The organism is Sphingopyxis microcysteis, from assembly GCF_012274265.1.
Taxonomy (GTDB): domain Bacteria; phylum Pseudomonadota; class Alphaproteobacteria; order Sphingomonadales; family Sphingomonadaceae; genus Sphingopyxis; species Sphingopyxis microcysteis.
In genome coordinates this window covers 58,291-82,539 of record NZ_JAANYY010000003.1, presented here as the reverse complement: position 1 = coordinate 82,539, position 24,249 = coordinate 58,291, and the positions used below count along the sequence as shown (strand labels likewise).

Sequence of the window (24,249 nt, the reverse complement as noted above, 5' to 3'; positions counted from 1 at the left end):
TCAGACGATCTCGATCGGCACGACCGGCAACAGGATATGCGAAGGCTGGTCAGCGCCGAGGTGGATGCTGGTTTCCGCCGTCACCGGCGTAAGACCCTCGATCCGCCAGTCGGTGTTCGGATTGATGTCGAAATGCGGGAAATTGCTGCCGGCGATTTCGATGCGGATGCGGTGGTCCTTCGCGAAGCGATTGCTCATTGGGAATGACGCGATCTGCACGCGATAGACCTTTCCTGCTTCCATGGGCCCGGGTTCCTCGAACGAATTGCGGAACCGCATTCTGAGCAACCCATGCGCGATGTTGAGCGCATAGCCTTCCGGATAGTCGGCGCTGGCTGGATAAACATCAATGATTTTGAACATGACGTCGGTGTCGGCGGCGGTCGAACTGACGAACAGATCGGCGACCGCCTGACCGGTCAGCTCGACGTCGGTATCGAGCGGCGGCGTTTCGAAGATCAGAATATCGGGCCGGTCGGCGAGTGCGCGTCCGGGCTCGCGCGATCCGAAGAAGCCGGGGCCTTCGCGCTGGTCGAAGCCGCCGGCCTCCATCACCGGCGCGCCCGAGGCGATCGCGCCCCCGATCGTCGGCACCGGATTGTGCGGGTCGTGCACGAAGCTGCGTGCGCCGTCGGTACCTGCTGGCCCTTTGGTCAGGCTTCCATCTGGGTGCAGGTGGAAAGGCGTCATGTGCATATCGGGAAGCGGCCAGTTTGCGGCACTCCGCCACGCGCCACCGTGGTCGAGCCGCCCGCTCGGCAGCCGTCGTCCCGAGCCGCCGCCCATGGTGAAGAGATAGACGGGTTCGGGCAGGGGATCGGGTCCGACTCCCTTCAGATGCCGGTCAAACCAGCTCTGGCGGAGCGCGACATAGTCGCCGAACAGATGGTCGAGCGTCGATTGCGGCCCGAAATCGGCATCGCCCGAATAAGTCAGCGAGCGCTTGCCGTGCGTCCACGGCCCCATGATCAGTTTTATCGGGCTCTGCTTGCGCGCCGACAGGTCGGCGAAATTCTCGATCGCGGTCAGCGCATAGGGATCGTACCAGCTCGACATATGCACCATCGGGACGTCGGAGAAAGCGTCGTACCAGCCGCGCGCATACAGGCCGCGCTGTTTCCAGAAATCGGTGAAGCGGTCCTCGCGCCATTGTTCGAGGATGAAATCCTCATATTCGGGAGCTGCGCTGATCGGCGAATGGCCGGGGCGCCATTTCTCGACGCCGATCCATTCGCCGATGTCGGCCGCTTCGAGCGCGGCGCGACGCGCGGGATCGGCGGCCGTTTCGGGCGCTAGCAGTGCATGCTTCAGCGCCCAAGTGAGTTGCTTGAGCTCATAGGCGCCGCCTTGACGGATGCCGCTGTGATAGGCGCTCGAAAAGCCGCCCGAATCGAGAAACATTGCCGCGAGACCGGGTGGGTCGAGCGTCGCGAGCGCAGCCTGCACATGCGCGCCATAGGACAGGCCGAGCGTGCCGATGCGGCCGTTGCACCATGGTTGTGCCATGATCCAGGCGATGGTGTCGGCGCCATCTTCGGCCTCCGACATATATTTGCGGAACACGCCTTCGGAGCCGTAACGGCCTCGACAATCCTGCACGACGAAGGCGTAACCTTGCGCGGCAAAAAGGCGAGCGATCTCGGGCTTCGACTTCGGTACAGGCTCTGCGACCGAAAAATCGGCGTGATTGGTGCCCTCCTTGTCGTAAGGGGTGCGTTCGAGCAGCACGGGCAGCGCGGTCGCATCGGCCGGAAGGTAGATGTCGGTTGCCAGACGCACCCCGTCGCGCATCGGGACCATCGCATTGCGGACGATCCGGATATCCACGGTTTCGATCATCGCGCGGGCATCGCATAGGTCGCAGGCGCGCCCGGACCGACGGGCAGCTCGAAGCCGGTCCACAAGCCGACGAGGCAGAGGCCCGTCAGCCCGATCGCGATCGAGAAGGGCAGCATCAGCGCGATCAGCGACCCGACGCCGAAATCATGCCGCCAGCGCTGCGCGAGGACGAGGACGAGGACGAAGTTCGACGCGACAGGGGTTACGATGTTGAAGATCGAATCGCCCATCCGATACGCCGCGGTCGTCAATTCGGGCGATATGCCGAGCAGCATCAGCATCGGCACGACGATCGGCGCCATGGCGCTCCACTTTGCCGACGCCGACCCGATGACGAGATCGAAGACCGACGACATGAGCAGCAGCAGGATCAGCAACAGCGGCGTCGCGAGTTGCTGTGCGCGCAGCCAGTCGGCGCCGTTGATCGCCATGACGGGGCCGAGGTTCGACCAGGCGAACATCGCGATGAAATGCGCGGCGAAGAAGGAGATGACGAGGAAGGGTGTCACCGTCGCGAGCCCCTCAGTCATCATCTTCACGACGTCGCGGTGCGAACCGATCGTGCCGACCGCGGCGCCATAGACCCAGCCGCAGATGAGGAAGAGCAGCATGAAACCCGCGACGAGTGAGGCGTAGAAGGGTTCGAGCCGCGCGGGCCCGGCGGCTGTGTTGTCGACGAGCGGCGTGTAGCCAGGCCATAGCGCGAAGGCCGCGAAAAGCAGCGCGATCGCCAGCGCGGCGAGCCCCGCACGGCGCAGGCCTTTGCGCTGGGCGCCCGGGTCGGCCTCATCCTCGATCTCACCCTCGGGCGGCGAGCCGGTCCACGCGCCGAGACGCGGCTCGACGATGCGGTCGTTCACGAACCATGTGACCGGGATCAGGATCAGCCCCAGCGCGGCGGTAAAATACCAGTTGCCGAGCGGGTTGAGCATATGGTCGGGGACGAGCAGCGTGGTCGCCGACTTGGTGATGCCCAGCATCAGCACGTCGAACTGGCCCGGCAGCAGATTGGCGGCGAAGGCTCCGGAGATCCCGGCATAGGCGATCGCGATCCCCGACAGCGGGTGGCGCCCGGCGGCGGCAAAGATGATTGCCGACAGGGGTATCAGCACGACATAGGCGGCGTCGGCCGCCTGATGCGACAGCAGGCCGATCAGGAAGATCGCGGGGCTGAGGAAGCGGTTCGGGACGCCGCGCATCGCGCGGTTCATCAGCGCGGTGAACAGCCCCGACCGCTCGGCGACCGCGGCGCCGAGCATGACGACGAGGATCAGCCCCAACGGCGGGAAATTCGCCATCGTATCGGGCATCTCGGTGAGCAGCTTGCCGATATTCTCTGCCGAGAGCAGGCTCTTCGCAGTCAGGACCTCACCGCTCACCGGATTGATCGCGCTCCACCCGAGCAGCGCTGCGGCGACCGACGCCGCGACCAGCAGCGCGATCAGGCCGAGGAAGATAAACACCGGGTCGGGCAGGGCGTTGCCCCAGCGCTCGACACGGTCGAGCCATTTCTGCGTCTTGCCTGGCATATTTGCCGCCCCGCGTCCCAATGGCCGCGCCGCTCTCGGCGCGGCCGATCCGATCACATCTTTACCGAGAAGCTGGCGTAAACGAAGCGTCCACGCGCGTCGTAAGTGTAGATGTCATAGTTGATAGGGGCATTGGCGTAGGAAGCGGGCGGGGCCTTGTCGAACAGATTGTTGATGCCGAGGCTGAAGCGCGCCGCGTCGTCGTCGATGCTGAAGCCGATTTCGAAGTCGGTGTAGATCATCGAGCGCGTCCGGGCGTTCTTGACGGTGTTCACGACATCGGTGGTCGGGCCGATATAGCGCGCTCGCAGCGTCGCATCGACGGTGTCGCCGGTCCAGCCGAGCGAGGCCTGCCCCTTCCAGCGCGGATAGGTCGAACGCGGCGCATCGCCGCGGCCTGCGCGCTCGTCGACGATCGGATCGCCGCCCGCGGGATTGGGTGCCGTCGTCTTGAACGAGTTCAGATAGGAAGTGTCGACCACTGCCGAGATGCGACCGATATCGGTGTTGAAGTCATAGCGCAGTGTCGCGTCGACCCCGTCGGTCGTGATCGAGTTGAGGTTTTGCGCCCCCTGAAGAAGTTCGAGGATCGCACCGGTCCCGGCATCGCGGCTGACGAGGTCGCAGAACACACCGCCGCGCACCGCGCACAGCTGCATGATCTGCGTCGGCGTCTGGGCGGCGATCGCGTTCTTGATCTTGATCTTGTAATAATCGACCGTCAGCGACAACCCGCGAATTCCGCTCGGCGAAATGGCGACGCCGGCGCTGAAAGTATCAGCGGTCTCGGGCTTGAGGCCGGGGTTGCCGCTGATCACGCCGGGGATCAGGCCGTTGAGGTTGAAATTGGCCTGGTTGTAACCCGTTGGCACGCCGGCGCAGCCCGGCAGTCCCGGATTGGCCGAAGCGCCGCCGTTGCAAGGGTCGGCCCCCTGGAAGCTCGTCTGGCGCGCGCCCTGATAAAGCTCGAGGATCGACGGCGCGCGGAAGCCTTGCGAATAGGTGCCGCGGAACAGGATGTCCTCGATCGGGCGATAGCCGAGGCCCGCCTTCAGCGTTACCTTGTTGCCGACGGTGGAATAGTCCGAGTAGCGGCCGGCCAGGCTGAGCTCGAGGCTTTCGGCAAATGGCTGGTCGCGGAATATCGGGACGTTGAGTTCGGCATAGGCCTCGTGAAGATCATAGCTGCCGGCCGTCGGCGTGCGCGTCTGTCCGGTCGTTTTTGTATAGAGACCGGGGTTTAGATAGATCGGCGGCGCATTGACGATCGGGTCGGGCGCGTCGAAGCCGCGGTTCTGGCGATATTCATAGCCAAGCGCGAGGGCGACCGGGCCCGCGGGCAGATCGAACAGATTACCCGTGACGTTGAACGCCGCGTTGTAGAGCTCGGTGCGGTTATATTCGCGCGTCGTGAAGCGGATGTACGCAGCCTGAGCCTCGGTCATCGGCGCGAACAGGTTGATCGGCACGCAGCCCGCGATCGCCGCGCAGGTTGCAGGCGAACCGAGGCCGAGGAACAGATTGTCGTAATTGATCCCGTTCTCGGCGACCGTATCGATGCTGTTCCTCGAATAAGAACCGAAGACGTCCCAGCGCCATTCGCCGCCGCCGATCATGAAACTGCCGTCGACGCCGACCGAGAAGCGGAGCGTCTCGACGTCCTGGATGTTGTTGCGGTTGCCGACGTCGCCCATCACCTTGCGGATGCGCCAGGCGCTGTTCGCAGCGAAGCCCAGCGCATTTGCCCCCGGGACGCCGTTGGCGGTGCCGAACGGGTTGAAGGCCTGATTGTTCGGGATTGCGAAACCGCGCACCGTTCCGGCCGTGCCGCCGATGTCGAGGAGGACGGGAGAGAAGAGCTGGTTCGACGTGCGTCGGTTGTAGACGCCCTCGATCTTGATCGTAGCGTCGTCGGTGAGCTCGTAATCGAGGCGGCCATAGAAGCCGTAGCGCTCCGACGGGCCGGTCGAATAGATGCCCTGCGCCTGCGTGTTGTAGAAATCGCCCGGCAGCGCACCGACGTGGAAGGCGTTGTCCGCCGTATTGCCGGTGCCGATCGTCGCGCCATTGTTGAGCACGATCGGGTTCGTCGAATTGGCGAAGCCCGCGGGCGTCCCGAAATAGGCGTTGCCCGCGAGCCCGGGCAGGATGAACAGCCCGTTGGGATTGGTGCCGACCGCGGTCTGCGGGACGAGCGTCAGCGTCGTCAGCTTGCGCGCGTCGGTGCGGATCGGTCGCGACCTGAAATAGCTTCCCGACAGGATGACCGACGCGCGGTCCCACGTCTTGCCGACGGTCAGCTTGCCGCCAAGTTCGGCCCCGTCGCCATGGCTGGTGATCCCGGCGCGGACCGATCCGCGCAGCCCGTCGAAGGGCTGCACCGTCTTGATGTTGACGACGCCCGCAATCGCGTCGGCGCCGTAGATGGCCGATGCGCCGTCCTTCAGGATTTCGATGCCGTCGATCATGCCCTGCGGAATCGTGTTGAGGTCGACGAAGTCGCGGAAGCCGCGCTGGCCGACACCGTCGACCCAGCGATGCCCGTCGACGAGCACAAGGACGCGGTTGCCGCTGCCCTCGCCGCCGCCGAGATAGCGCAGGTTGATCGAGCTCGCGCCATAGGACGTGCCCTGCGTCCCGTTCGAATTGAGGCTGACCCCCGCCGAGGGGAGCTTCTGGAGCAGGTCGCCGATCGACGAGGTGCCCGACTTGGTGATATCCTCCGACGTGACCGTCAGGATCGGTCCGACCGAGTCTGCATCCTTGCGCCCGATGCGCGAGCCGGTGACGATGATGTCGCCGCCGGTGTCGGCATCCGATACCGCATCTTCCTCCGCTTCCTGCGCCTGTGCCAGCGAAGGCCAGGCGAGCGCGCCGAGGCTGATGCCGACGGCGGCGGCAAGCTTTGCGGGCCGGATGCGCCGGGCGAAACGAGCGGATGCGATGGTCATGATGTTCCCCCAGGATGTGATTCGCTCATTGGCTTAGGGCGAAGCGTCGCGGCGAAAAATATTATGACAGCTCTACATATGCTCATAACGAAAGTGCATGATGTTGCCCCGCATCGGGCGCCGTTGGTATGGCACGCTTCAGACGGAGGGGATGATGATGCCAGCCTGCTTGACGGTCCCGACACGGCGGCACTTGCTTGGCGCCGGAATTTCAATCGCCTTCCTGCCGGTTGTGGCGGGCGCCGGAAAGCGGCCGCTGCGGATCAGCCTGCTCGGGCAATCGCTGATCAAGACCGATCTGCGCGCGACCGGCTGGAAGGGGCTGGCCGAGTTCCGGCGTGTGCTGAAAGGACGCGATGTCGTCTTCACCGATCTGGAAACGGTGATCGCGGGACCGCTGGCGGGCAAGTCGACGCGGCCGGCGGGCAGCGAGGTGCTGCACGTCGGTGACCCGTCGGTCATCGACTGCCTGCAGGCGATCGGCGTCAACATCGTCGCCACGTCGAACAACCATGCGTGGGACCTCGACACGGGCGGCATATTGTCGACGATCGATGCGCTTCGCACGCGCCAGCTCGCCTTCGCGGGGACCGGAAGCGACCTTGCGGCAGCAAGCGCGCCGGGGTTCCTCAGGGGACGTGGGACCGTAGCGCTGGTCGCCGCCGCTGCTGGCGCGATCCGCGAGGGCGCCGCGGCGACTGGGTCGCGGCCGGGGGTCAACGAACTGCGGCGGGCGGCCGACGGCGCGCTGCTGCCGCTCGATGTGGAGCGCTATCTGGCGGCGATCCGCCTCGCGGCCGCCGGCGGCGCGACCGTCATCGCCTATCTTCACAGCCATTACTGGGAACCGCGCAAGTCGGACACGCCGGGCTGGCAGCGCGAGCTCGCGCGGCAGGCGATCGACGTCGGCGCCGCAACCTTCGTCGCGCACGGCGTTCCCGAGCTTCAGGGTATCGAATATTATCGCGGCGCCCCGCTGTTCCACGGACTTTCATCCTTCATCTTCCAGTCCGAAAAGGCTGACGATGCTTATGGCCCCGAAGCATGGCAGTCGGCGATTGCCGAACTGGACATCATCGACGATGTGGTCGAGACCCGACTGATCCCCGTACAACTGGACGCCGGTGGGCTCCACCATGAGGGGCGGCGGGTCAGGGGGAGTCCCCGACTCGCGACTGGCTCTTCGGTCGACGAGGTTGTCGAGCGTCTTAGCCGCCTGAGCATGGCACTCGGATCGTCAGTCCGTTTCGAAACCGCCAAGCAGCGACGTCAGGGCGTCACATCCGTCGGCATTTCGCCGAATTTGCCCCCAAGCTGACGGTCCGCAAGCGGCCACTGCCAGCCTCTCTGCATATCTGGACTTCTGATCAGCACATGAAACGGTCCGTGCGGCGGGCGGCGTGGCGCTTATAATGCAACGATGACTATCGTCGATGCATTGACCGAAATGATCTCGATCGAAGGTGGGGATATTCGCGGATCTGACGACGGCTCGGTTCGTCGCTATCTTGGCATTCCCTACGCCGCTCCGCCCGCACGTTTTGAACTGCCTTGCATGCCCCGGCCTTGGAACGGCGTTCGCGACATGGACGATCCCGGACCAGCGGCGCCGCATCGGATCAAGGCCTTTCCCGCGATCGACCCGTCGCCGCTGATCGGCCATGGTAGCGATGGCAGCGATGACGATTATCTTCGCCTCAACGTCTGGGCGCCGCGCGACGCAAGCGCCGCGCCGGTCATGGTCTTCATCCATGGCGGCGGTTTTGTGGTCGGCAGCAAGGATGCAGCGGTCCATGACGGCACTGCCTTTGCTGCGTCGGGCGTGGTGTGCGTTGCGATCAACTATCGCATGGGGATCGACGGATTCCTGCCTGTCCCGGGTGCGCCGACCAATCTGGGGCTACGCGACATGCTGTTCGCATTGGGTTGGGTGCAGCGCAATATCGCGGCATTTGGTGGCGATCCGAGCAATGTGACGGTGTTCGGGGAGAGCGCGGGCGCAATGGCGATCGCCGACCTTGTGACGTCGCCGCTTGCGGAAGGGCTGTTCGCCCGCGCGATCATCCAGAGCGGCCATGGCGCAATGGTGCGCGAGATCGATGTGGCGCAGCGATTGGTTCGCAAGCTTGCAAAGCTGCTGCGTATCGCGCCCGACGCCGACGGGTTTCGCAGCGTGTCGCACGCTGCGGCCATGGACGCGATCGACAAGATCGCGAAACCCTGGGCGATCGATCTGCGCGACAAGGAGGGGCGCGAACCTGTGTACGGCATCAGCCGGTTCATTCCGGTCTATGGCGACGACGTGCTGCCCGAGAAGCCGATCGAAGCGCTGCGCAAGGGAGCCGGACGCGATGTTGAAATCGTGATCGGCACCAATGCCGAGGAAATGAACCTGTATTTCGTGCCCACCGGGGTGCGCCGGAAGATCGGCGGCCTGCTCGCGCGCTGGCTGCTCGGACGATCGCATCCGCAAGCGAAGGCGGCGCTGCTGGCTTATGGCTACAAGCAGAAAGGCGTGCGGCCGGGCGAGGCGATGACCGATGCAATGAACGACCTGGTGTTTCGCTGGCCTGCGCGGCAATATGCGGCGGCGCATCAGGGCAGGACGTGGCTGTACGAGTTCGACTGGCGGTCGCCTGCGTGCGATGGTGAGCTTGGCGCGTGTCACGGAATCGAGCTGCCCTTCGTCTTCAAGACGTTGCCGAGCGTTACCGGACCGCAGGGACTGGCGGGAATGGTTCCGCCGCAAGCGCTTGCCGACGAGGTGCATGATTTGTGGGCGGGCTTTGCGCGCACAGGAGCAATGCCCTGGTCTGAATTCGACGACGCTCGCATGGTGTATCAGATGACACGCGGGGAGGCGGTCCATGAACCGGTGTTGCCTGCTGCCGCCTTCGTACCGGAATAACCCGTGTATCTGGACAAACTGCGGCTGGACGGGCGCACGGCCTTCGTAACGGGCGGGGCGCAGGGCATTGGGCTGGCTACTGCCGAGGCGCTGGCCGAAGCGGGCGCGGAGGTGACGATCGCCGACCGCGACGCCGCGGCGCTTGAGTGCGCGGTCGCCAGTCTTGCGGCGAAGGGATATGCGGTTTTCGGTGAGGTGCTTGACGTGACCGACAGCGCCGCAGTCGACGCCGCCGCCGCCGCGATGCTCGCCCGCGACAGGCGGATCGACATCCTGATCAACAATGCCGGGATCGCGCGCAGCGAGACCGCCGCCGAGGATGTCGCCGACGAACATTGGCTGAATGTGATCGATGTGAATCTGAACGGCAGCTTCTGGTCCGCCCGGGCGTTCGGGCGCCATATGCTGGCAGCAGGGCGGGGGAGCATCGTCAATGTGGGGTCGATGTCGGGCTTCATCGTCAACCGGCCGCAGCCGCAAAGCTATTACAACGCATCGAAGGCGGCTGTACATCAGCTGACCAAAAGCCTGGCCGCCGAATGGGCTGGCCGCGGTGTGCGGGTGAATGCCGTCGCGCCGACCTATATCGCGACGCCGCTCAACGCCTTTGCCGATCAGGAGGGCGAGATGTATCGCCGCTGGATCGACGGCACCCCGATGGCGCGGCTGGGCGAGCCGGAGGAGGTCGCTGCGGTGATCCTGTTCCTGGCGTCGGATATGGCGAGCTTGATGACCGGAAGCATCGTGCTGGCCGACGGCGGATATAGTTGCTGGTAGCGGACGCCAACAACATCGTCATTGCGAGCGAAGCGAAGCAATCCAGAGCGGTTTACGCCAACCCTGGATTGCTTCGCTTCGCTCGCAATGACGGGATGGGATATCCGCATCCGGCAAACCCCGTCTGCCGATCGGCACAATCGGAAACCTTTCATATAGGTCGAAAAGCTGTCAGATAGGTTTCAAGGGGTGGCCGAGACCGCCGTATTTGGGGATGTCTGATGACCAAGCTGAGATTTTCCGCTTCCGCCGCCGTGTTGGCGGCCCTTCTCGTGGCGACGCCAGCCTATGCACAGGATACGGCCGAGCCTGCTGCGAGCGATGAAAGTGACGAGGGCATCATCGTCGTCACCGCGCGCAAGCGTGACGAGACGCTGTCCGACGTGCCGATCGCGGTGACCGCAATCGACGGCGATACGTTGACCGCGCGGGGGATCAATTCGGTGCGCGAAGCCGCGGTGCTGTCGCCCGGTCTCAACATCAACAGCGACGGCAGCGGCCGCGCCTTTGTCGCGATCCGCGGCGTTGGCGTGACGCTGGTGCAGTCGGTGCAGCCGGGCGTCGGCCTGTTCATCGACGGCATTTACCAGCCGAACACCGCTTATCTCAACAACCCGCTCCTCGACGTCGAGCGCATCGAAGTGCTGCGCGGGCCGCAAGGAACGCTTTACGGCAAGAACACATTGGGCGGCGCGATCAACGTCATCACCCGTGCGCCCAGCGACGTGTTCGAGGCGCGCGCCAATGCCAGCTATGCTGGTCCCGACAACAGTTGGCTGGTGTCGGGCGCTGTGAGTGGGCCGATCGCGGGCGACGCGCTGGGGTTCCGTATCGCGGCGTCGCACCGCCAGCAAGACGGCTTCCTGACCAATACAATCCTCAACGCGGACGCCAATCGCTTCAACACTGATTCGATCAATGCGACGCTCCGCCTGGCGCCGTCGGACGGCTTCTCGCTGACGATCAAGGGCTATTATGACTGGGTCGACGGGGTCAACATCCCCTATTCGCGCGTCAGCGGCCCGACCGATTACCGCCGCGACGTCCGGTTCAACACGCTCAATCGTATCTCGTACAAATATCGGGGGATCAACGCCCGCGCCGAAGCCGATCTGGGCGGGGGATCGAAGCTGAGCGTTATCGGCGCTTATGACATGCGCAATTCCTTTGCACCGGATAGCGATGGCGATTTCGGTCCCGACAACACGGTGCGCTCGGTCGGCCGCGACAGCCTGCGCACAATGACCCTGGAAACGCGGCTCGACAGCGAATGGAACGACGAGATTTCGACCCTTGTCGGCCTGTTCACGAGTAACGAGCAAACGCGCGTCAACAACACCGACACGATCAATCTGGTCCATCCCCTGCTGGGACCGGTCAATATCGTGCGCAACACGACCGCCAAAAATGTCGCCGACACCTACGCCGCCTTTGGCACCCTGTTCTGGAAACCGAACGCGGATTGGGAAGTGGCGCTCGGGCTGCGTTATGACCGCGAAAACCGCGTGTCGCGCGGTGCGGTAAACAGCGTGACGACCACCATATTGGGGGCAGCGCCGTCGGGCGGGATCGTGCCGACCGCCAGGCTGAAGTCGAGCGAGTGGCAGCCCAAGCTAACCGTCACGCGCAAATGGACGCCCGACCTGATGACCTATGTGTCTGTTGCGCGCGGCTATCGCGGCGGCGGGTTCAACGCTCCGACTGCGCCGACGCGGACCTATAATGGCGATTCAGCTTGGACCTATGAAGCCGGCGCAAAATACGCGGCGCCTGGCCTGATGCTGTCGGGTGCGGTATTCTACAATGATTACAAGAATTACATCGGCCTCAACTCGATCGCCCCGGCGGCGGGCGGAGGACTTGTCACCGTCGACCTCAATACCGGCGATGTCGAAAGCTATGGTCTTGAGCTCGAGGCAATGGTGCGCCCGGTGCCCGCATGGACGGTGCGCGGCGGCTTTACATACATGCACGCCCGGATCACCGACGACAGTGCCTATTTCAATACCACGGGTCGGCGCCTGTCGTCGGACCGCCTGACCTTCCAGCCCGACTGGCTGGCCAATATCTCGACCGATTACCGGATCGAGATGGGCGGCGACAGCGACGTGGTGCTGAGCGCCGGACTGTTTGGCAAAGGAAAGCGGCTGGCGGCGACGCTGAACGAGACGACGCCGACGATCCTCGACAGCTATTGGCTGACCAACGCGTCGATCGCCTATCGCACCGGCCCGGTCGAGATCGCGTTGTTCGCGAACAACATCTTCAACACCGAATATTTCGAAAGCTATATCGAACGAACGACGCTGGCGCTCGCGGGCCTGCCTGCCTCCGACCTTGGCATCACGGGCGACCGCCGCCGATACGGCGTGCGCGCCAGCCTGAAGTTCTGACCATGGCGGGGACGGCGCATTCGGGGGAACGCAGGCCGCTCCCCGCCAGCCTGGTGGGGGCGCTGGAGGAACGGTTTGGGGACCGTTTCCAGCGGAGCGAAGCGGTGCTCGGGCAGCATGGATCGAGCGAGTCCCATTTCGCTCCCGTGCTGCCCGACGCCGTCGTCTTTGCCCATTCGACCGAGGATGTCGTCGCGCTCGTCAAGCTCTGCGCGGCGTCGGACATTCCGATCGTGCCATTCGGCGCCGGGACATCGATCGAGGGCAATGCGCTGGCGATCAACGGCGGCATCTCGCTCGACATGAGTCTGATGGACAAAATCGTCGCGGTGAATGCCGAAGATTTCGATTGCGTCGTCCAGCCGGGCGTGCGCCGCGAAGAACTCAACGTCCATTTGCGCGATCAGGGGCTGTTCTTTCCGATCGATCCCGGCGCCAATGCGACAATTGGCGGGATGGCGTCGACGCGGGCGTCGGGTACCAATGCCGTGCGTTATGGCACGATGAAGGATGCGGTGCTCGCCCTCGAAGTGGTGACGCCGCAAGGGACGGTGATCCGCACGGCGCGCCGCGCGCGCAAGTCGGCGGCGGGTTATGATCTGACCCGACTCTATGTCGGGTCCGAAGGGACGCTCGGCATCATCACCGAGGTCACGCTGCGGTTGCACCCGGTACCCGACACGATCTCGGCCGCGGTATGCAGCTTCGATACGTTGGGCGGCGCGGTCGATACGGTGGTGCAGTCGATCCAGTGCGCGGTGCCGCTGGCGCGGGTCGAGATTCTCGACGCCAAACAGATGATCGCGGTCAATCGCTGGTCCAAGCTTGACTATCCCGAGGCGCCGACGCTGTTTTTCGAGTTTCACGGTAGTGCCGTGAACGTCGCCGAACAGGTCGAGACGGTGAAGGCGCTCGCCGAAGCCAATGGCGGCAGCGCCTTCAATTGGTCGAACCTGCCCGAGGAACGGACGAAACTGTGGCGCGCCCGTCACGAGGCCTATTATGCCGCAGTCAATATGCGCGCCGGCGCGATCGGCTGGGCAACCGATGTGTGTGTCCCGATCAGCCGCCTGGCCGAATGCATCGCCGAAACGCACGTCGATCTGGAAGCGGCGTCGGTCCCGGCCACGATCCTTGGCCATGTCGGCGACGGCAATTTCCACGTCATTTTCTCGATCGACCCGAACGCGCCCGACGAGATGGCGGAGGTCGAGGCGATCAACGCCCGTATCGTCGAACGCGCGCTGGCGATGAACGGGACGTGCACCGGTGAACATGGCATCGGCATCGGCAAGCAGGACTGGCTCGTCGCGGAACTGGGCGGTGCGGTCGAGCAGATGCGGATGATCAAGCGCGCGCTCGATCCACAAAATTTGCTCAACCCCGGCAAGATCTTCGCGCTGTGATGGCGACGCAGGCCGAACCGCTCGCAGCGCCCACGTCGCGGCTGACGGCGCCGGCGACGCTCGTCCCGCTGCTGTTGCTCGCGCTGGTGACGACGATGGGCTTCACGGCCCTGGGCAGCTTCGGTACGATCCAGGAAAGCGCCAAGGCGGAGCTGGGGCTCACCGATGATGCGCTGGCGCTGATTCAGGGTTTGGGTGCCGCGGTGCCGATGGTCCTGTTCTCGATCCCGATCGGTATCCTCGTCGACCGGCGCAACCGGGTGCGGCTGACGATCGGGCTGGCGCTGCTGTGGACTCTCGGAACCTTGCTCACCGCCTTTGCGCCGAGTGCAGGGTGGCTCACCGCGGCGCGGATGCTGGTCGGCATCGGCTCGACCGGCTCGCTGACTGCGGCACTGTCGCTGTGCGCCGATTTTTGCGCCCCCGACCAGCGCGGCCGCGCGATGCTGATCGTCAACCTGGGCAAGGCGCTGGGCGTTGCGCTGGGTTTTGCGCTGACCGGCTGGCTGTTCGGTCTGCTCACCGATTTTTCGGCTGTCGGCTGGCTGGCCGAACTTGCGCCGTGGCGCGGCACGCATGTGTTGCTCGCCGCGATCAGCACGCTGTGCCTGCTGCCGTTGCTGCTGCTGCGCGAGCCCGCACGCCGCGAGGTCGAGGCGAGCCCCGATGCACCGTTTCGGATTGTCGCCGCCGAACTATGGGCACGCCGGTCTTTCCTCGGCCCGCTATTCGCAGGACAGGTCGCAGTGGTGATGGCCGATGTTGCCGCAACGGTATGGGTCGCGCCGGTGCTGTCGCGCGATTTCGGGCTCCAGCCGCAGCAATTTGCTGGATGGGTCGGCGCCTTGATGTTCGGCACCGGCGTTGCAGGCGCGGTGCTTGGCGGCTTGTCGGCGGATATGGGCCAGAAGAGCCAGCGGCGCGGCGGCATTTTGCTGGGCGCGGTCATCGCGGCGGGGATCGGCGTACCTGCCGCGCTGTTCCCGCTGATGCCCAGCGTCGCCGGGCTGGCGGTTGCGCTTGGTATCATGTCGATGTGCGGCGCGGTGACCGGGCTGGTCGTGTCAGTTGCGCTGACCGTGCTGCTGCCCAACGAACTGCGCGGGCTGTGCATCGGTGCCTTCATCGCAATCGCGGGCTTGATCGGCTTCGGCCTGGCGCCGTGGATCGTGACGCAGGTGAGCGGGTTGATGGGCGGCGAGTCAATGCTGGCCGAAGCATTGGCGCTGGTCGGGGTGATCGTCAGCGCGCTGTCATTTTTCGCCTTCTTGCTTGCGATGCGGCGCGCGCCAGAACCTGTCAGATAGGTATTGCCAAAGCTGTAAGACAGGTATATAGCGGACGGCGAGGGAGTTTTGCTTATGCCAAGCAAGCACAGCGTTATCGTATCGCCCGAAATGACCGCCTTCGTCGGCCCCGGCACATGCGACCGACTGTTATTGCCACCCGATGCTTTGCTGATCGGCTTTGGCGATATCGGCGAACCGGTGGTGAGCACGCTGGCGTTTCGCGCGCTGGAAAGCGAAGACCATATGCTGGTGTTCGCAGTGTCGCGCGGCGCTTGTCGACGCCTGTTCGGCAATCTCCCCGATCCCGGCCAGCGTTGGTACCTGCCGTCGGATTTGCGCGCCCTCGGTCAATCGATCGTCACCCCGGAATGCGATGCGGCAGCGGCGGATACGCTGCGGCTGGCGCGCAGCATCGAAATGCTGTGCCAGCTGTTTGCAGCGCTGCGGGCGGGCAAGCTGGTGGCGGTCGACGGGCAGCCGGGATTGAGCGAAAGCGACATTGCGCGGATCGCAGCGGCGAAGCGGATCGTCGATACCCGCTGGCACGAAAAGCTGACGATCGACAACATCGCGCGCAGCTGCGGGATCAATCGTGACAAGCTGACCCGCGGTTTTCGCGAGCTCTACCATTGCAGCGTCGGCGAGGCGCTGAGCGAACGGCGGTTGCGGCAGGCGCGGACCTTGCTGGCGGCGAGCGACCTGCCGGTGGCGAGCATCGGCTATCGCTGCGGCTACCTCAACAATGCCAGCTTCACGCGGGCTTTCTCGCGACGGTTCGGCATGGCGCCGACCGCGATGCGGCGACAGGGGGTCGCGGCATGAGCGGAATGATCGAACTTGGTCGCGGCTCGCTGGTCGATCGCGCGGTCGAGGCGGTGCGCGACTATATCCGCGCGCACGACCTGAAAGTCGGCGACACTCTGCCGGGTGAGGGGAGCTTCGCGACGCAGCTCGGCGTCAGTCGTCCGGTGATGCGCGAGGCGTTCGGGGCGCTCACCGCACTGCGCCTTGTGGACGTCGGCAACGGTCGCAAACCGCGCGTGGCCGCGATCGACGGGTCGGTGATGGCGGCGTCGATGGGGCATGCGGTGAACACCGCGCAAGTGTCGCTCGCCGACGTGTGGGAAGTGCGCCGGACGCTCGAGCTTCGCACCGCCGAGATGGCGGCTGTCAATCGCAGCGAGGAGCAGGCTCGCGCCATTCTGAGCGCCGCGCACGCGCTGTCGGTCGAGCATGACGAGGCGGCGCGGACCGCGGCCGACACGCGTTTTCACCAGACGATCGCGGCGGCGAGCGGCAATCCGCTATTTCTTCAAATCGTTCGCTCGTTCGAACAGCTTATGGCGGCCGCTATCCCGCGCGCCTGGGCCGGGCGCACCACGCGCGAGGAACGCGACGAAACGCTGGCGCTGCACCGCGAGGTGGCGGAGGCGATCGCGGCGCGCGATCCCGCGCGCGCGCGCGCCGCGATGGAGAGTCATTTCAACAATTCGATCGGCGAAATGCTCAAGGACCAGTTCTGAGCTGATGTTGGCGGGGGTCGAACTCGGCGGCACCAAGTGCATCTGCATCCTAGGTACCGGACCCGACGACGTGCGGGCGCAAGTCGAGGTTCCGACCACTAGTCCCCGCGCCACCCTCGCGACGATTGCCGATATTCTGGGCGGGTGGGACTTCGGGGCGCTCGGCATCGCCAGCTTCGGACCGCTGGATCTGGACCATCGCTCGGCCACGTTCGGGAGCATCGTTTCGACCCCCAAAGCGGGGTGGAGCGCAACCGATCTGACGGTGCTGGCCCGAGGAGGGCCGATGACGATTGACACCGACGTCAATGGCGCCGCGCTCGCCGAGGGGTTTTGGGGCGCGGCTCAGGATCTTGAAAGCTGGGCGTATATAACGGTCGGCACCGGGGTTGGCGTCGGTTCGATTTCTGATCGGCATATATTGCGCGGTGCAAGGCACGGCGAGGCGGGGCATCAGCGCGTACCGAAATTGGCAGGCGATTCGTTCGCAGGCACCTGCATCTATCACGGCGATTGCGTCGAAGGTTTGGCGAGCGGCCCGGCAATCAGTGCTCGGGCTGGCAAACCCGGCCAAGACATTGCATCCGACGACAAGATTTGGGACCATGTTGCGCACGCGCTTGCGATGCTGTGTCACAATCTCGTGCTCACGACGCTTCCGCAGCGCATTTTCGTCGGTGGAGGTGTCGTTGCAGCTCAACCGCAGCTACTCGGTTTGGTCCGCCAGCGCCTTCGCGACAGTATGGCCGGATATGGCATGCCCGCTGACGTCGACGACTTGATCGCTGCTCCCGGCTTGGGAAAAGCCGCCGGTCCTCTCGGATCGCTCGCGCTTGCTTCCACATGCGTGAAGTAGCGCGTTAATTCGCGATCAGGTCGGCGTCGATCAATTGTGTCCAATTTCTTGAACGTCGGATTGGAAGTCGACAGTCTGCTGATGGCCATCTCTGATTGGCAGTGCGGTATGCAAGCTCGCTCTACCTCGTGATTACTGCCCCCGACATGGGCGCGAGCTTTGCGAGAAATCGGTTCTGCGCAGCAAAGGAGACATTCTCCTCTCGCATCGCACGCTGCAAATTTTCGACGAGGGCATTCATATCTCGCGTCCGCACGCCGAGATCCTTGTGCGAAGCGGTCATGTCGCGCCCCGTGTAGGTGCAGCCCGCATTGAGAATATAGCAGAACTGCTCGAACAAGGTCCGTTTCAGTCGAACCATGTCGTGTGACGCGAAGATCGCGGCGATGCGCGGGTCGGCTTCCGACAGTTCGACCGTCCGGTTGGCGATCCGGCGGATGCCTGCCTGACCGCCGAAGGCGTCGGCCATCGCCTCGCCGTCGAACGGCTTCGCTCCCGCATTGCCGTCGCCCTGGACATAGGGATCAACCGGCAGCTCGCCGGTAACAGGATCGCGCATTTTTTCTTCGACGCCGAATTCCTTGTCCCAGTCCACCGGCGGCTCGGCGACGGATTGCGTCAGTAGTGCGGCGGCAAGGATAAGCATTGGGCGGTCCTCAAAAGGCGAGCTGGGCGGACAGAAATCCGCCACGCTGGTTGTCGAACGTCGCGATCGAACCCAGGTCGACATAGGCGGCGGTGACGGTCAGATTCTTGGTCACAGCATAGGCGGCGAACAGATCCCACCAATCATCCTCGCGCGCGACGGCGAGATTGTCTGGCTTGGTGCGATATTCGGCGCCGATGACCGCGCGGCGCGACAGCTGATAAGCAACCGATCCCTCGAACTGGAGCGAGTAACTATTTTCCCCTGCGCTGCCGAAGCCGAGGAGCCCGCCTTGGTTGGCCTTGGTCAGCCGCGCCGTCGTATTGACGAGGACGCTGTGCGAGAGGAACAATTTTGTTGCCGATAGCGTGAAGGCTGTGCCTTGGCCGTTGGCAGCACCCACCGCGAGGGCGACGGGCGTATCGCTGCTTCGCTTGTGCTCGACGCCCGCTGCGATCTGCGGAACAAGCGGATTGCCATAGACGACATCGCCCGCGATCCGGAGCTTTGCGGCGAACACATCCTGGCTGAGCATATAGCCCTCGCCGAGCCCGAGCGCGGTTCCCACATCGCGCGTATCGAAGTTCTGGCGCGCATAGCTAAGTTCGACGCGATCAAAGAGCCCGACCGACAGCCCAAAACTCGTCCACCCATAGTCGGGGAGTTCGATGATCGTGCCGTGCGCCGACAAGCCGACGCCGACATCGGTTTCGCGACCGCTGATCGTCGCCCATGTCGCAAGGCCGCCGCCGCTGGTACCCTCGATCGTCGCGACACCGTTCGTCAGCAACAATTTTCCACCGTCGAGTAGCGCGCTTTCCTGCGCCGCGGCTGGCGACGCCAGGACGCACGAAAAAGCAAGTCCGGCCAGCAGGCCGTGTATGGGAAGAGGTTGGTCCATAATGGAGACATCACATCAATCGGCTAAGATTGTGTTAACCATGAGCCCCAAATTTTGACGCAAAATTAAATAACTAGCCCTAGTTCGGCGCAAATGAAGGGACCAATCATCCTTGCTGCGTTGCTCGGCCCGGGCATATGGATTGCCGCTGCATGGGCTGCGACGCCTGCATCGATGCAGGTCCAGGTCGTTGACGAGCGTGGTGTCCCGGTGCGTGACGCGGTCATCGAACTCGAGCCCAGCGGCGGTTGGCGCGGCGGAGCGATCCGCTTTCCGGGGCGTGCCGCCATGGCGCAGAAGAACGTCACCTTCACGCCCGGTACACTCATTGTCGCCAAGGGCGGCAGTGTCGCTTTTCCCAACCTTGATACCGTCCGGCACAGCGTCTTCAGCTTTTCCAAAGCAGCGCGGTTCGAGATCGACCTCTATGGGCGCGATCAGTCGCGGTCGCAGGCGTTCCCGGTCGTCGGCACCGTCGCGCTCGGATGCAATATCCACGATCAGATGCGAGGATATATACGCGTGGTCGACACGCCTTATGCGGCCAAAACCGACCAGAACGGTCTTGTCCGCTTGTCGGGTATGGCGGCGGGCTCCTATCAGCTGACCATTTGGCACCCACGTGCCCGGACACCCGGGGGAGAGGTCAAGCGCGCCGTCGTTGTGGGCGCCGGAGCGGCCAGCCAGAAGATCGCGTTACGGCTGCGATGACGTTATCGCTTTCCATTCCGGCGCGCTTTCGTTTTCGATCACTGAAGCTTCGTATCGCGGTCGCCTATGCGACGCTGTTTGCGCTCGTGCTCGCGGCAGTCGTGCTTCTGGCGGGCAATGGGATTGCGCGTTTCGGCGAGAATAGCGCGTCGCGTGATCTGGCCGCGAACGCCCGGGTCTTTGACGAGATCATTGCCTTGCGGGCCCAGCAAATGCGGGGATCGACCGATATCCTGTCGCGCGACTTCGGGTTTCGAGAAGCTGTGGCAACGCATGACGACGCGACCATCGAAAGCGCACTGCTCAGCCTGCGGCAGCGTTCGCGCAGCGCCGCGGCCTTCGTCGTTGGCCTCGACGGCAGCATCGTCGGTTCGTCGGATGCGGCATTGCCTGCCGTCGAAGATTTATGGAACGCGCTCGATGCGGGGCAGGAGCGCGGGGTAATTCGGCTTGGCGAAAAACTTGCCCTGGCCGCCGCTTCGCCTGTGGAGACGCCGGATACAATCGGCTGGCTCGTCATGGCCCAGCCGCTCGATGCCGCCGAGATGAAGCGGCTGAGCCGCCTTGCTGCGGTCGACATCGATGCCCGCGTGCTGCCCGCGTCGCGTCTCCCAACTGCGCTTGGCAACGCAACTCTCGGGAATGTTGTCGAAACCAACGATGGCGATCGAATCTTGCATCATGTAACGGCGCTCCCCGCCTTGCAGCAGGGTCTCCGGCCGCGGCTTCTTCTCAACCACTCACTCAGCGAGGCGCTGGCCGAATATTCCGGCCTTCAATGGCTGCTTGCGGCGCTCGCGGCCGCCGGCCTGTCGCTGGTCGTCGTGCTGAGCTGGCGTGTTGCCCGGACCATCACCAGCCCTCTGCGCGCCCTTGACGCCGCGACGCGGCGGCTTGGAGAAGGCAAGGACGCGAAGGTCGAAATTACGTCGGAGGACGAGATCGGAAGGCTCGGTGCGAGCTTCAATACTATGGTTGACGCGATCGCGGAGCGCGAACGGCAGATCACGCACGTTGCGCTCCACGATGGACTAACCAATCTGCCCAATCGCAAATTGTTTGTCGAACAGCTGGACCATGCCTTGCTGCGCCGCCGCGACGATATGCAATTGATGGTCGTGTACGTCGATCTCGACGATTTCAAGGTCGTCAACGATACGCTCGGACACCCCGCCGGAGATGCGCTGCTTCGCAACGTGGCCGCGCATCTTCAGGATGTGCTTGGCGATGCGATTGTCGCGCGACTGGGAGGCGACGAGTTCGCGATTCTGCTCAGTGATCTGCCAGCGACCGAGAATCTGGCGGCTCTGGCCGATCGGCTCCAGGATTGCTTTGATCGCTCGATCGTGATCGACGGTCAGCAGGCAGATGCCTCGGCGAGCCTCGGCATCGCGGTTGCGCCTGCTGATGGGGTCGATGGGATCACCTTGATGAAGAATGCCGACCTTGCGCTTTACCGCGCCAAGCGTGACGGCAAGTCGACATATCAATTCTTCGAACGCTCCCTCGACGAGCAGGCGCGTTATCGGCGACAGATGGAGCTCGACCTCCGCCTAGCCATCCGCGACGGCGGTTTCGAACTCCACTTCCAGCCACTCTACAGCCTCCAGGAGGAGCGGCTCAAGGCGTTCGAGGCGCTCATTCGATGGCCGCACCCGGAGCGCGGGATGATCAGTCCCGCCGAATTCATTCCGCTTGCGGAAGAAACGGGTCTCATCGTTCAGATCGGTGAGTGGGTCGTTCGCGAAGCTTGCCGCCAGGCAGCTTCCTGGCCGGGCGATCTCGCGGTGGCGGTCAATATCTCGCCCAAGCAGTTCCTCAGTCCAAATCTGGCGACGGTCGTCTTGTCGGCGCTCGCAACTTCGGGGCTTCCCGCGACCCGCCTCGAACTCGAAATCACAGAGAGTATTTTTATTTCCAACGTGGAACGTACGCTCGATGCGCTCCACGGCCTGCGCAAGCTCGGTGTGCGGATTGCGCTCGACGATTTCGGAACAGGCTATTCTTCGCTGAGCTATTTGCGATCCTTCCCGTTCGACAAGCTGAAAATCGACCAGAGCTTCGTTCGCGACCTAACGGCTGGCGGCAACGCGAATGCCGTCATTCGCGCGATCACCACTCTGGCCGATGCCCTTGGGATGGAAACATTGGCCGAAGGCGTCGAGGATGAGGCGCAGGCGGAGATCCTCCGGCAGGAAGGATGTCGTCAGATTCAAGGCTATCTGCTCAGCAGACCGATCAATGCACGCGCGGTCCATGAGTTCATCGACGAGATGCAAAACATGGCCGAGGTCGAACGAATGCGCGCGTGAGCGTTGCTATGAGTGGCAGGCTGCAGTCACCAAAATGCCCGGCAGAGATCGGGCTTTCTTTTTGCCATTTTGATGTCGAGTTTTCTGGGTCTCTGACTGCAATGCGGATCGAGCGGGACGCAAACCGCGCAGAACGGCGCGCCCTTGCGGGGCGGTCCCAGATCACTGCCGATTTCTGACGTCCCACAGGACTGTATGGTGCGGTCGAGAAGACTCGAACTTCCACGGCCTTTCGGCCACAACGACCTCAACGTTGCGCGTCTACCAGTTCCGCCACGACCGCACATCATGAAGGGGCCGAACGGGTCCGGCTCCGGGTAGGAGCGGGCGCCTAGCAAAGCTTGCGGGACGATGCAAGCGAGCTTCGCTGCATTTATTTTTGCGGGTGCGAAGGCGCGGGGCGGCGCGGCGCCCGCGCCCGGACCCGGCGTGTCACCAACCCGACTCAAAAGAGTCACGCATCTGTCACGGCTCTGGCGTCAGACCGTCATCGAATCACCCTAGTGGCGGCGTCACCGGGGGCGAAGCATCGTTCACCGGTGATTTTTCATCAGGGGCGCGGCTCGACCAACTTCGGGGGCGCACACCGGGAACGGAGATTTTCATGGCGGCTTTCGCACGCGTTCGTTTGGTCATGCTCAGCGGCGTGGCTTGTTCAATTCTGGCCGCCTGCGGCGCCGACGGCGTCGCTTCGCCGGGTGAAGGCGTGATCGTCATTCCCGCCCCGGCACCGGCCCCGACGCCCACCCCGACGCCCACCCCGACCCCGACGGGGGTTACCCCCGCCGCGAACTGCCCGACCATCGCCGGTCCCGACCAGCTGGCGAACCTCGGCACCATCACCGGTCCCGGCGGCGAATGGCGCAATTGCGGTTTCCCGACGCGCTTCACCGCGACGACCGCGATCCCTAAGGTTCCCGGCGTGCTCTATTCGCTGCCTGGCCGCGTCGATGTCGGCACCGACCAGGGCGCAACCAGCACCAACAATGTCGTCACGCTGACGATCGATCCGGGCGTCACCGTGTTCGGGGCGACCGGCGTGTCGTTCCTCGCGGTCAACCGCGGCAACCGCATCGACGCGGTCGGCACCCCGACCCAGCCGATCATCTTCACCGGCCGCGGCAATGTCGTCGGTTCGGCGAACGACCAGACCTCGCAGCTGTGGGGCGGCATCGTGCTGCTCGGCCGCGCGCCGATCACCGACTGCCTTGCCCCCGGCGCGACCCCCGGCACCGCGGCGTGCGAGCGCGACACCGAAGGCACGTCGAACGCGCTGTACGGCGGCGCGCAGCCGGGCGACAATTCGGGCCGCCTGTCCTATGTCCAGATCCGCTATTCGGGCTTCATCCTGTCGGCAGCGAGCGAACTGCAGGGGCTGACCCCGTCGGGCGTCGGCAACAACACCCAGATCGACCATGTCCAGATCCACAACAGCTCGGACGACGGGATCGAAGTGTTCGGCGGCCGCGTCAACATGAAGCATCTGGTCGTGACCGGCGCCGAGGATGACGGGCTCGACACCGACGTCGGTTACCAGGGCAACATCCAGTACGTCATCGGCGTGCAGCGCGAAGGCGGTGCGGTCGGCGATTCGATGATGGAAATCGACTCGAACGGCAATGAAGACACCTCGCCGCGCCAGCGCGTGAACCTGTCGAACTTCACCTATATCCACCGCAACAATGCCGCGGGCAACGGCGTGTCGATTCTGATCCGTGGCGGCGCCGACTATACCTTCGCCAACGGCCTGATCGTGGCGCCGGGCTTCCGCTGCCTTGGCATGAACAGCGCGACCACCGTGCAGGCTGCGGGCGCCGCGGCCGACGAACAGGGACCGCCGGTGTTCCGTTCGGTGTCGATGCAGTGCAACGCCTCGCCGTTCCGCGGCACCAGCGGCGTGACCGACGCGCAGGTCCAGGCGATCTTCGACGGCGGCACGAACAACCGGTCGAACTATGTCCCGACGCTGACCAACCTGTTCGTCAATGGCGCGACCGAAACCGGCTTCACGCCGTTCAATGCCAAGACGCTCAACGCCTTCTTCGACACCACCGCCTATGTCGGCGCCGTCCGCGACGCCAACGACACCTGGTACCAGGGTTGGACGTGTAACTCGTCGACGGCGAATTTCGGCACCGCCAGCGGCAGCTGCAGCGCCATCCCGACGACCTGATCGCTCGCGATCCATTGGGGAGCGGGCACGCCTGA

Annotated in this window: 17 protein-coding genes and 1 tRNA gene; 12 read left to right on the top strand and 6 right to left on the bottom strand. The window is 64.2% G+C overall.

Annotated elements, in window-relative coordinates; translation table 11 throughout:
• The 3 genes from G9408_RS08095 to G9408_RS08085 are packed head-to-tail and all read right to left on the bottom strand — an operon-like array spanning position 1 to position 6,319.
• Positions 1-1,839 carry a CocE/NonD family hydrolase gene (locus tag G9408_RS08095; protein WP_168453554.1) on the bottom strand — a complete coding sequence of 613 codons (1,839 nt, stop codon included), beginning with the start codon at positions 1,837-1,839 and terminating at the stop codon, positions 1-3.
• Positions 1,836-3,368 carry an AbgT family transporter gene (locus G9408_RS08090; protein WP_168453553.1) on the bottom strand — a complete coding sequence of 511 codons (1,533 nt, stop codon included), beginning with the start codon at positions 3,366-3,368 and terminating at the stop codon, positions 1,836-1,838. The genes G9408_RS08095 and G9408_RS08090 overlap by 4 nt, the downstream gene beginning before the upstream one ends.
• A gap of 53 nt (positions 3,369-3,421) precedes the next feature.
• Positions 3,422-6,319 carry a TonB-dependent receptor gene (locus G9408_RS08085; RefSeq protein ID WP_168453552.1) on the bottom strand — a complete coding sequence of 966 codons (2,898 nt, stop codon included), beginning with the start codon at positions 6,317-6,319 and terminating at the stop codon, positions 3,422-3,424.
• 97 nt (positions 6,320-6,416) lie between these two features.
• Here G9408_RS08085 and G9408_RS08080 point away from each other — a divergent pair, with 97 nt between their 5' ends.
• The 9 genes from G9408_RS08080 to G9408_RS08040 all read left to right on the top strand — a co-directional run bounded on the left by G9408_RS08080 (position 6,417) and on the right by G9408_RS08040 (position 17,471).
• Entirely contained in the window at positions 6,417-7,637 is a 1,221-nt protein-coding gene (locus G9408_RS08080) for a CapA family protein (protein WP_168453551.1), read from the top strand.
• A 102-nt stretch (positions 7,638-7,739) separates the two neighbouring features.
• Positions 7,740-9,227 carry a carboxylesterase/lipase family protein gene (locus G9408_RS08075; RefSeq protein ID WP_168453550.1) on the top strand — a complete coding sequence of 496 codons (1,488 nt, stop codon included), beginning with the start codon at positions 7,740-7,742 and terminating at the stop codon, positions 9,225-9,227.
• Between the two features lie 3 nt (positions 9,228-9,230).
• Complete coding sequence (locus G9408_RS08070) at positions 9,231-10,004, top strand: SDR family NAD(P)-dependent oxidoreductase (protein WP_168453549.1); 774 nt, start codon at positions 9,231-9,233, stop codon at positions 10,002-10,004.
• Positions 10,005-10,225: 221 nt separating this feature from the next.
• Positions 10,226-12,397, top strand: coding sequence for a TonB-dependent receptor (locus G9408_RS08065; RefSeq protein ID WP_168453548.1), 2,172 nt, complete (start codon positions 10,226-10,228; stop codon positions 12,395-12,397).
• A 2-nt stretch (positions 12,398-12,399) separates the two neighbouring features.
• The gene (locus G9408_RS08060; RefSeq protein WP_168453547.1) at positions 12,400-13,803 is read left to right on the top strand and encodes an FAD-binding oxidoreductase; all 1,404 of its coding nucleotides are present in this window, start codon (positions 12,400-12,402) and stop codon (positions 13,801-13,803) included.
• Positions 13,803-15,110, top strand: coding sequence for an MFS transporter (locus tag G9408_RS08055; protein ID WP_168454065.1), 1,308 nt, complete (start codon positions 13,803-13,805; stop codon positions 15,108-15,110). Before G9408_RS08060 ends, G9408_RS08055 begins: the two co-directional genes overlap by 1 nt.
• Positions 15,111-15,164: 54 nt before the next feature.
• The gene (locus G9408_RS08050; RefSeq protein WP_168453546.1) at positions 15,165-15,914 is read left to right on the top strand and encodes a helix-turn-helix domain-containing protein; all 750 of its coding nucleotides are present in this window, start codon (positions 15,165-15,167) and stop codon (positions 15,912-15,914) included.
• Positions 15,911-16,615: a FadR/GntR family transcriptional regulator gene (locus G9408_RS08045; RefSeq protein ID WP_235957627.1), complete on the top strand. Its 705-nt coding sequence runs from the start codon at positions 15,911-15,913 to the stop codon at positions 16,613-16,615. Before G9408_RS08050 ends, G9408_RS08045 begins: the two co-directional genes overlap by 4 nt.
• 4 nt (positions 16,616-16,619) lie before the next feature.
• Positions 16,620-17,471, top strand: coding sequence for an ROK family protein (locus tag G9408_RS08040; RefSeq protein ID WP_168453545.1), 852 nt, complete (start codon positions 16,620-16,622; stop codon positions 17,469-17,471).
• A 121-nt stretch (positions 17,472-17,592) separates the two neighbouring features.
• On the opposite strand, the gene G9408_RS08035 is transcribed toward G9408_RS08040, so the two are convergent.
• Both G9408_RS08035 and G9408_RS08030 read right to left on the bottom strand, forming a co-directional pair.
• Entirely contained in the window at positions 17,593-18,117 is a 525-nt protein-coding gene (locus G9408_RS08035) for a group I truncated hemoglobin (RefSeq protein WP_168453544.1), read from the bottom strand.
• A 10-nt stretch (positions 18,118-18,127) separates the two neighbouring features.
• Positions 18,128-19,018, bottom strand: a complete 891-nt coding sequence (locus G9408_RS08030) for a DUF3034 family protein (RefSeq protein ID WP_168453543.1) — start codon at positions 19,016-19,018, stop codon at positions 18,128-18,130.
• Positions 19,019-19,111: 93 nt separating this feature from the next.
• Here G9408_RS08030 and G9408_RS08025 point away from each other — a divergent pair, with 93 nt between their 5' ends.
• Positions 19,112-19,729 carry a cupredoxin domain-containing protein gene (locus tag G9408_RS08025; protein WP_168453542.1) on the top strand — a complete coding sequence of 206 codons (618 nt, stop codon included), beginning with the start codon at positions 19,112-19,114 and terminating at the stop codon, positions 19,727-19,729.
• Positions 19,726-22,041: a putative bifunctional diguanylate cyclase/phosphodiesterase gene (locus tag G9408_RS08020; RefSeq protein WP_168453541.1), complete on the top strand. Its 2,316-nt coding sequence runs from the start codon at positions 19,726-19,728 to the stop codon at positions 22,039-22,041. Before G9408_RS08025 ends, G9408_RS08020 begins: the two co-directional genes overlap by 4 nt.
• A 196-nt stretch (positions 22,042-22,237) precedes the next feature.
• Here the strand turns inward: G9408_RS08020 and G9408_RS08015 are convergent.
• Positions 22,238-22,324: transfer RNA gene (locus G9408_RS08015), tRNA-Leu, on the bottom strand.
• Between the two features lie 321 nt (positions 22,325-22,645).
• Here G9408_RS08015 and G9408_RS08010 point away from each other — a divergent pair.
• Positions 22,646-24,214 (top strand): hypothetical protein, encoded by a 1,569-nt coding sequence (locus G9408_RS08010; RefSeq protein ID WP_120215524.1) that lies wholly within the window; start codon positions 22,646-22,648, stop codon positions 24,212-24,214.
• The last annotated feature ends 35 nt before the right edge of the window (positions 24,215-24,249 follow it).